We start from the raw sequence: 8,849 nt of genomic DNA, 5'->3' as shown, positions 1-8,849 counted from the left end.
CCGCCGCGGCATGAACGTCATGGCCCGCTCGCGCGCCGAGGCCGTCAAGCGGGTCGGCGACCGCGTCGAGGTCACCCTCTCCGACGGCCGGGTCAACACCGGCAGCCTTCAGCTACAAGAAGCCAACCATCAGCTCGATCAAGCACCCCGGCAAGGGAAAGGTAAAGCCGCTAGTTTCCATCTAGGGGCGGGTAGTTGTTTGCCGTGCAGGTCGCGGCCACGAAGGTCAGCCGAATCACTGCAGCGGCGGAAGCTGCCCGAGAGCCGTGAGCGCTTGCCGTTGCGCTTGTGCTACAGCCCGTGTTTGCGCGTTGTCGGTGCGGCGGAGCACAAAGAGGGTCGCCAGCGCGAGAATGCTGGGCCCCGAGAGCATGGCTGCCAGCCACTCGTGACCGGCCAACCCCACAGTCACTGCACCAGCAATCGATCCAGCGCACAGGACGAAGCCCGCAACCAAGCCAATGAGGTAGAGGATGTGGCTGCGGCGGGCATCCGCTTCCTGCGTCTGAAGGCGCAGGACCTCCATGTTGTGCTCGTGCTCACGAACCAGTTGTGGCTCCAACGCCTTGAGCGCAACTTCGAGATGCTCGCTGGGGAGTTGCGCCCATTGGAGGGCGAGCTCAAGGCCGCTCGGATGCCGCGTGGCATCCCCGATCTCGTTGGTCACCGCCGGCTACCCCCGCCCCCGTCGTGTGCCGGCAGTCGAGAGAAAGGCATGCCCTCGGGCGGCGGGCCAAGCGCCTTGAAGATCTTGTCAAAACCTTCGACCACGCTGACCGCGGCCTCCGGGGCCAGCGGCTTCTCTGCCAGAACGCCGAGGCCTGGCACCTCCTGGCGGGATTGCAGGCTCGCGGCAGCGGCAAGCCGTCTGAGCCACAGCAGAGCGACATCCCGATGGCGGCGTTTGTCGAGCATCTGTACGGCGTGCGCGTAGAGCCTCCGCATTTCGAAGCTGTCCCGACGGGCCAGAGCGCGCAGCTCCTCCATCGTCAGCCTGTTCATTCGCCGGACCTGCACCGTCGCGAGGCATACCTCGAAAGCCCGTGACGCCATCAGGGTGATGAACACAATGACGACAGTCCCCAAGAACGCGCATAAGGGACCCACCCAATGCCATTGCTCCGCCGTCATGCGCACCCCCGATGAGGCTTCCAATCCTCAAGCGTAGAGGTTTTTACCCGCCGGCAAGCAGTGCACCCGAAACGACGCTTCGCCATCCGATGTGGCGCAGATTGCACCATGGCCAGCTCGACGGTGCCGGCCCTGGGGCCCCACTCGCGCGGGCGATATCCGTTGCGATGGTTGACGCGTTCGTCGCTGACCTGCCCGTATTCGGCGTTGCAGAGGGCATCTGCCTCCGCGTACATGAGCGCGTCGGCGAACGTCTTCACCATCGCGCGCAACAGATCCGGACTCGCCGCGGCGAGGTTCTCCTCGGCAAGCGCGTGGAGGGGCAGACTGTCAGGTGCGGTCATCGTGCTGATCTCCTTCGAGGCTTCGACACTTCGAAGATCAGCCGGTGGCCGTTTGTCTATGTGGGCACCAACCCAGACGCCGGAGCAAACCCCCGCATCAGGTCCAACCCGCTGACGTCACGACGGTGACCGGCGGTACGCACAGATGCGACGGGACCAACGGTGGCGCCAACCCCAGTGCGGTACCGACGCCGACCGCCGCCCTCGACGACGCGGCCCGCAAGCGGCACTTCACCTGGGACGGAACCTGGTACGCCTCGTTCGACGACTTCTCCGTCGACACCATCAAGAACGTCAACGGCAACGGCGTCGCCTACTGGAACATCTCCGTCAACGGCGTCCCGACGCCGGTCGGCGGATGCCAGTTCAAGCTGAAGGCCGGGGACAAGGTCGCCTTCACCTGGACCGCCTTCTAGAACGGCCGCGCTTCCGACGACGTCACCGCTTCCCCGGCCCGCACGCCGTGCAGCACGTGGGCCAGCACCTCCGCGCCGCGCACCACGCGCGGGCCGGGGCGGTTGAAGTAGGACGGGCCGTCCAGCACCCACACCTGGCCCGCCCGCACCGCAGGCAGGTCGGCCCACCCCGGCAGCGCCGTGAGCGTCTCCCTCTCACGCAGCGTCCGTTCGGGGGCGAAGCCGCACGGCAGCACCAGTACGACATCTGGCCGGGCCTCACGTACGGTCTCCCACGTCATGGGCTTGGTGTGCTCGCCCGGCGCCGCGATCAGGGCTTCCCCACCCGCATGGCTGATCTGCTCCGGCACCCAGTGCCCTGCGGGCCACAAGGGATCGAGCCATTCGATCGCCACGACACGAGGGCGGGGCCGGCCGGCCGTCAGCTGGGACACGAGGTCGAGCCGGTGGCGCAGTTCCTCGCGGCGCCGCTCGGCGCGCTCACGAACTCCGAGGAGTTCGCCCACGGTGACCATGCAGTCCAGGACGTCGTCCAGGGTGCGCGGTTCCAGGCTGAGGACTCGGGTGTCGGTGTCCATGACGCGCACCGCCTGACTCACCCGCTGGTAAGAGACGGCGCACACCTGGCAGAGGTCCTGGGTGAGCACGACGTCCGGTTCGGCGGCCGCGAGCGCCTCCGTGTCCAGCGTGTACAGCGAGGAACCGGAGTGGGCGGCCCCTCCGACGGCATCCGAGATCTCCCTGCTGCTCAGGTCGTCCGGCGAGAACGCGGCACCGGTCACGACGGGAACGGAGGCCACCGCCTCAGCCGGCCAATCGCACTCGTGCGTCCGCCCCACCAGGTGAGTGGACAGGCCGAGTTCGGCCACGATGTCGGTGGCCGCCGGGAGGAGGGACACGATGCGCATCCTCAGACTCTAGGCCGGGGAGCAGGGCAGCCAGGGCAATCTCAGCATGAGCGCCTTCTGTGAAGAACGGCAAGCCGCATCTCGCCACTGGCTTTGTTCACGGCCTTGAGCGGCACTCGTACAGCGCATCGCGGGCAGTTACCGCCGGTAAGAGTCGAACACCGGCGGATCCGTTCATCTTCCTCAATGCTCCTGCGCGGGCGCGTGTCCTTATCACCGCCATGATCGTTTGCTGGCTGGGCTCGCGGCGCTACAACACAGACGGCCGTCGTCCGAAGCCCGATCTCGAACCAGGGGGTGGACTCATGGCAGAACACACGATGCTCATCGATGGTCACAGGCGAACTTCGAGCAGCGGGTACGTCCACGGCTACTCTGAGACCGAGGCTGGCAGGCTCACTGAACAGGCCGAGGCGATGGCCGCACTCATCCATGAAGGCACTGTCTACCCGCCCGGCAGCAGAGTCCTGGAAGCCGGCTGCGGGGTAGGAGGCCAGACAGCAAGGCTTCTTCGTTCCAGCCCTGGCGCTCACGTCGTGGCCGTGGACCGGGACCAACGTTCACTGGTTCGGGCGCGTACGCACATCAAGGCCATGTCCGGCCACCATCGAGTGCGATGGTGCCGAAGCGACCTCGCCGCTCTGCCCTTCCCCGACGAATCGTTTGAACACGTTTTCGTCTGCTTCGTCCTGGAGCACGTGGCCAACACTCATCGCGTTCTCACGGAACTGCGCCGGGTATTGCACCCCGGCGGGACCCTGACCGTCTTCGAGGGCGACAACGGAACCCTCGCCTTCCATCCCGAAAGCCCTGATGCCTGCGCCGTGATCGAGAACATGATCCTGCTTCAGGCTCTCGCGGGCGGCGACGCCCAGTACGGCCGTCGGCTCCATCCCGCCCTCGCCGGAGCCGGCTTCAACGCGATCCGCGTCGAGCCACGCCTGGTCTACGCTGATGACGCCAACCCGACAGCCCGGCCGTTCATCCGCGACGTCTACAACCCGATGATCGCCACTTTGCAGGACGATGCGGTCGCCGTGGGCCTGGGCTCGCAGTGCCAGTGGAAGCAGGGAACCGCCGATCTCGCGCGCGTCGCAGAGCCGGGCGGCACCTTCCACCTCACCTTCTTCAAGGCCACCGCCACAAAGGCAGAATAGGGCCGACTGCGGCCGACCATGCGCTAACTCGACCTGCCTGCATGGCACTACAAGACCCAGGAAAATTGAACGACGGCAGAGCGGAAGCCGGTGGGAGTCCGGCACCGGTTCGTCTCGTGGTGACACCGAACGCCTGCGAGTAGGTGCTGGGGCCGGGAGGGGCGCGATACACACCCCTCCCGGCCGGCCAGGCGCGTCAGGACGAGGAGAGCTCCGAGCGCACGGTACGGGCCGCTGCGACCAGGTTCTCCAGGGAAGCACGGGTCTCGGGCCAGCCTCGGGTCTTCAGGCCGCAGTCGGGGTTCACCCACAGCCGCTCGGCGGGGATGGCTTCGAGCCCCTTCCGCAGCAGGGCGGCAGCTTCGTCCGCGTCCGGCACGCGGGGCGAGTGGATGTCGTACACGCCCGGACCGGCCTCGCGCGGGTAGCCGTGGGCGGCGAGCTCCCGGGCGACCTGCATGTGGGAGCGGGCGGCTTCCAGGCTGATGACGTCGGCGTCGAGGTCGTCGATCGCCGACACGATGTCGCCGAACTCGGCGTAGCACATGTGGGTGTGGATCTGGGTGTCCGGGCGCACGCCACTGGTGGTCAGCCGGAAGGCCTCGGTGGCCCAGGCGAGATAGGCCGCGCGGTCCGCCGACCGCAGTGGCAGCGTCTCGCGCAGGGCGGGCTCGTCGACCTGGATGACGGACGTGCCCGCGCTCTCCAGGTCGGTGACCTCGTCGCGCAGGGCGAGGGCGACCTGGCGTGCGGTGTCGCCGAGTGGCTGGTCGTCGCGGACGAAGGACCAGGCGAGCATGGTGACCGGGCCGGTGAGCATGCCCTTGACGGGGCGGTCGGTGAGCGACCGCGCGTAGGTGGTCCAGCGCACCGTCATCGGCTCAGGGCGGGAGATGTCGCCGGCGAGGATCGGCGGCCGGACGTAGCGGGTGCCGTAGGACTGCACCCAGCCGTGCTGGGTGGCCAGGTAGCCGGTGAGCTGCTCGGCGAAGTACTGCACCATGTCGTTGCGTTCGGCTTCACCGTGTACGAGGACGTCGAGCCCCGCCTTCTCCTGGAAGGCGATCACGTCGCGGATCTCGGTCCTGATGCGCTCCTCGTATTCGGTGGTCGTGATCCGGCCGGCCTTGAGGTCGGCTCGCGCAGTGCGCACCTGGGTGGTCTGCGGGAAGGAACCGATCGTGGTGGTGGGCAGAAGCGGCAGGCCGAGGTGGGCGCGCTGGGCGGCCGCCCGCTCGGTGTACGGCTGGGAACGGCGGGCGTCGGATTCGGTGACCGCGGCGGTGCGTGCTCGCACGGCGGGGTCGTGGGTGATCGGCGACGTCGTGCGGGAGGTCAGGTCGGCGCGGTTGGCGGCGAGCTGCCCGGCGATGGCCGCGGTGCCCTGGCTCAGGCCCTTGGCGAGGGTGACGATCTCGTCGGTCTTCTGCTTGGCGAAGGCCAGCCAGCGCGCGATGTGCGGGTCGATGTCACGTTCCGCGGCGGCGTCGAGGGGGACGTGGAGCAGGGAGCACGAGGCGGACACATCGACCCGGTCCGCCAGCCCCAGCAGGGTGCCGAGGGTGGCGAGGGACTTCTCAAGGTCGTTGATCCAGATGTTGCGCCCGTTGACCACACCGGCCACGAGCCGCTTGCCGGGCAGTCCGCCCACGGCGGCGAGCGCGTCCAGGTTGGCTGCGGCCGCCTCGGTGAAGTCGAGCGCGAGTCCCTCCACCGGTGCCTTGGCCAGCACGGGCAGAGCCTCGCCGAGCCGGTCGAAGTAGGACGCGACGAGGATCTTCGGCCGGTCCGTGAGCGCGCCGAGCTTCGTGTACGCGCGTTCGGCGGCGCCGAGCTCCGTTGCATTGCGGTCCTGGACGAGTGCGGGCTCGTCGAGCTGGACCCAACCGGCGCCCGCGGCTCGCAGGTCGGCGAGGACCTCCGCGTAGACCGGGAGGAGCCGGTCGAGGAGGGTCAGCGGCTCGAAATCCGCTGCGACGCCCGGGGCGGCCTTGGCGAGCAGGAGGTACGTCACGGGGCCGACGAGGACCGGCCGCAGCATCAGACCGAGAGCGATCGCTTCCTTCACCTGCGCGACCTGCCGCGATGAATCGGCGGTGAAGACAGTGTCGGGGCCGAGTTCGGGGACGAGGTAGTGGTAGTTCGTGTCGAACCACTTCGTCATTTCCAGCGGCGCCGTGTCCTGGGTGCCGCGCGCCATGGCGAAGTAGCCGTCGAGTTCGTCGGCCTCCACAGCCTCGCGGTGCCGCTCGGGGATGGCGCCGACCATGACCGTGGTGTCAAGGACGTGGTCGTAGTACGAGAAGTCGCCGGTCGGGACCTCGGTGATGCCGGCTGCGGCGAGTTGCCGCCAATTCGTGCGGCGCAGATCGGCCGCGGTTTCGTGGAGGGCGTCGGCGGTGACACTGCCCTTCCAGTAGCCCTCGACGGCCTTCTTCAGTTCTCGGTTACCGCCCTGACGGGGGTAGCCGTACACGGTGGCCCGTGCCGCCGCGGCTGCGGACTTCGCTGTCACGGATATCTCCTTCGCGAGATGACTCCCTGAGATCCCGGCGACGGGACGGGAGCGCGAAGGGGGACACGACCCGGACGGAGGATGCGCGCGAGCGCGGATGCTCGTCCGCCGGATGTGTACGCCGACCCGCCCTCGAGGTCACCGAGATGTCCGCGCACGTGTGGACGTGCACGGGCAGCGGGCAGGTCTTCGGACTCGCGGGCGCGTCTGCCGGGGCAGACTCCTACTGGCCGTCGCTTCCCAGACCCGGCCGGGCCCAGTGCGTATGACGGCGGTCGTTCCCACTCACCGCTGCGGGGCAGTCCCGGATTCCCACCGGGTTCCCTCTTACGACGCATCCCGCCTGGCGGACGGGGCGAACCAGCTGCACCAGCCACCCTAGGCGTCAATCGCCCGCCGTGGGCGGCGGCGCTCACATTCCGGAATGGCGGGTGCCCCACTTTCCCGGTCGGGGCGAGGTGTGGGCGCCTGGCCGGCGGGCGCCCACACCCCTGGGGTCAGGCGCCCCAGCGCAGGGCGATGGTGTCGCCGACGTTGACGACCTTGCCGCGGGTGGCGGTGGCGAAGGAGGAGCCGTCGACGCTGACCTTCCAGGTATTGGATCCGCTGTTGGCCTTGCCGTTGACGGCGGTGACAGTTCCCGTGCCGGAGGACGGGGTGACGGAGGTGACGCAGCCGGAGGGCGTGGCCGCGGTGGCCGCCGCGTCGAGGACGGCGCCGAGCGTGGTGGTGGTGCCGGTCGGGGTGAGGGTGACGGAGCAGACCTTGAGGTTGCCCGCGCCGTCGTCCACGGTGAGCGCCAGCTTGGTGGCCGTGCCGGAGGTGAAGGATGCCTGGCTCACCCACTGCGGGGCGCCCGATGTGCTGGGGACGGGCGGGGCCGAGGTGAAACCGCCGCCGGCCACGGCGCGCAGCCCGTCGATGGAGGCGTAGGCCTGCGGGGAGGTGTCGCTCGGGAGGTACTTGAAGCCGCCGCCGGGGTTGAACTGCTGGGAGATGAGGAAGTCGACCGGGGTCTTGCCCATGGAGGTGAGGAAGTCGCCGGTCTGCGGGTTGATGCCGCAGGCGTTCAGGCCCGACACCGCCCAGCCGTTGGAGTCGGTGTTCACGCCGAACATGGCGTTGAAGGCGCCGCTGCCCGCGACGAGCTTGCTCTTCAGGAACGCCTTGGCCTGCACGATGTCGGTGTCCGTGTTCGGGACGCCGGAGACGCACAGGGCGGCCATGGCGGCGCCGGTCATGTCGATGTCGCTGGTCGCGGCGAGCTGGGTGGGGTTGCCCTCGGCCTTGCTGAAGTTCCAGCCGCCGTCGTTGTGCTGGTTGGCGCGGATGCGGGTGACGACGGCGTCCCGCAGGGCCTGGGGTATGCGTGCCGTGCCGGACTGGGTCCTGGCGCCGTTCAGGGCGAGGGCGGCGAAGACGGTGCCGTTGAAGTTGGCGGACGGGCCGAAGTAGCCGGTCTCCGCGGTCTGCCAGTAGCCGTAGACGTCGGCGACCAGGTTGCGTGACGCGCTGACGCGGGCCGGGTCGATTCCGGCGGCGTAGGCGTTGAGCGTGGCGCGTTCGTAGTCGGTCACGACCGGGGAGGCGGACGGCCAGGCCGTGGTGGACAGCAAGTTGCGGTAGACGGTTCTGGCGTTCTTGCTGGTGTCTCCGCCGGGGGTGACGTCGACCGCGGCGGTGCCGGCGGCCGCGAAGGCGCTGAAGGCCCACTCGTTGGACAGGCCGGAGCCGGCGTACGAGCCGTCGGCTGCCTGCAAGGTCTTGAGGTAAGCGACGCCGTTGGTCTTCGAGGTGGCGATCTGCGCCGGGGTCGACGTCGCGAGCGCCGGCTGCGCGGTGAGGACGAACGCTCCGAGCACGGCGGCCGCGGCGAGTGCCGGGCGGCGGAAGGACGTGGCGAGGGACAAGGCCTGCTCCTGGGGTGAGGGACGCCGGTCCACGTTGCCGGGCCCTCGCGATCTGCGCCGGGAGCAGCGGGCGTGGCCGCCGTCCGGGTCGCGTGGATCGGCTTCCAAGGGTGCAGCACCGCGTGGGCATTCGGGCTCGGAACGGCTCGCCGTCCCACACCGCTGCGCGTCAGCCCCGGATTCCCACCGGGTTCCCCCACACGGCAGCGGAGGACGCTACCCGACCCCGGCCGGGCCCGCCAACCCCGCCCCGGGCGCGTGCCATTGCCCCGGGCAGGCGCTCTTGACGCCGGATTCGGTCGCGTGCTGCAATCCGGCTGATACGCAATGTGGTTCCAGGGGAAGCCGGTCGAAACCCGGCGCTGACCCGCAACCGTAGGCCCGGCACCGTCCGGGCGAGCCGGAATGCCTGGAGCGTGTTCAACAGCGACAGACGCCGTCGTGGACTGCGGCGTGGTTCGACCGGTC

6 protein-coding genes, 2 pseudogenes and 2 riboswitches are annotated in these 8,849 nt (G+C 69.1%); of the genes and pseudogenes, 2 read left to right on the top strand and 6 right to left on the bottom strand.

Features of this window, described 5'->3' with window-relative positions; all coding sequences use genetic code 11:
* Window positions 1-235: 235 nt before the first annotated feature.
* The 3 genes and pseudogenes from ABZ479_RS19765 to ABZ479_RS19755 all read right to left on the bottom strand — a co-directional run.
* The gene (locus tag ABZ479_RS19765; RefSeq protein WP_500462787.1) at window positions 236-667 is read right to left on the bottom strand and encodes a hypothetical protein; all 432 of its coding nucleotides are present in this window, start codon (window positions 665-667) and stop codon (window positions 236-238) included.
* Window positions 664-1,068 carry a hypothetical protein gene (locus ABZ479_RS19760; protein ID WP_500462786.1) on the bottom strand — a complete coding sequence of 135 codons (405 nt, stop codon included), beginning with the start codon at window positions 1,066-1,068 and terminating at the stop codon, window positions 664-666. Before ABZ479_RS19760 ends, ABZ479_RS19765 begins: the two co-directional genes overlap by 4 nt.
* Before the next feature lie 134 nt (window positions 1,069-1,202).
* Window positions 1,203-1,475: pseudogene (locus ABZ479_RS19755) on the bottom strand (transposase); the annotation flags it as partial.
* Window positions 1,476-1,588: 113 nt separating this feature from the next.
* Here ABZ479_RS19755 and ABZ479_RS19750 point away from each other — a divergent pair.
* Window positions 1,589-1,891 (top strand): annotated as a pseudogene (locus ABZ479_RS19750) (DUF4430 domain-containing protein); the annotation flags it as partial.
* Here the strand turns inward: ABZ479_RS19750 and ABZ479_RS19745 are convergent.
* Window positions 1,888-2,799 (bottom strand): cobalamin-binding protein, encoded by a 912-nt coding sequence (locus ABZ479_RS19745; protein ID WP_500462780.1) that lies wholly within the window; start codon window positions 2,797-2,799, stop codon window positions 1,888-1,890. The pseudogene ABZ479_RS19750 and the gene ABZ479_RS19745 overlap by 4 nt on opposite strands.
* 59 nt (window positions 2,800-2,858) lie before the next feature.
* Between ABZ479_RS19745 and ABZ479_RS19740 the strand changes: the two genes are divergently transcribed.
* Window positions 2,859-3,956 carry a methyltransferase domain-containing protein gene (locus ABZ479_RS19740; RefSeq protein ID WP_500462779.1) on the top strand — a complete coding sequence of 366 codons (1,098 nt, stop codon included), beginning with the start codon at window positions 2,859-2,861 and terminating at the stop codon, window positions 3,954-3,956.
* Window positions 3,957-4,152: 196 nt separating this feature from the next.
* On the opposite strand, the gene metE is transcribed toward ABZ479_RS19740, so the two are convergent.
* Window positions 4,153-6,471, bottom strand: coding sequence for a 5-methyltetrahydropteroyltriglutamate--homocysteine S-methyltransferase (gene metE / locus ABZ479_RS19735; protein WP_500462778.1), 2,319 nt, complete (start codon window positions 6,469-6,471; stop codon window positions 4,153-4,155).
* Between the two features lie 163 nt (window positions 6,472-6,634).
* A riboswitch (cobalamin riboswitch) is annotated at window positions 6,635-6,851 on the bottom strand.
* Window positions 6,852-6,968: 117 nt separating this feature from the next.
* Window positions 6,969-8,381 carry a prenyltransferase/squalene oxidase repeat-containing protein gene (locus tag ABZ479_RS19730; RefSeq protein WP_500462777.1) on the bottom strand — a complete coding sequence of 471 codons (1,413 nt, stop codon included), beginning with the start codon at window positions 8,379-8,381 and terminating at the stop codon, window positions 6,969-6,971.
* A gap of 124 nt (window positions 8,382-8,505) precedes the next feature.
* A riboswitch (cobalamin riboswitch) is annotated at window positions 8,506-8,578 on the bottom strand.
* Window positions 8,579-8,849 lie beyond the last annotated feature (271 nt).

Source organism: Streptomyces sp. NPDC005722 (assembly GCF_040630935.1).
GTDB lineage: Bacteria > Actinomycetota > Actinomycetes > Streptomycetales > Streptomycetaceae > Actinacidiphila.
Note: the sequence above shows the minus strand (reverse complement) of the source record. Positions and strands in the feature narration are given on the sequence as shown.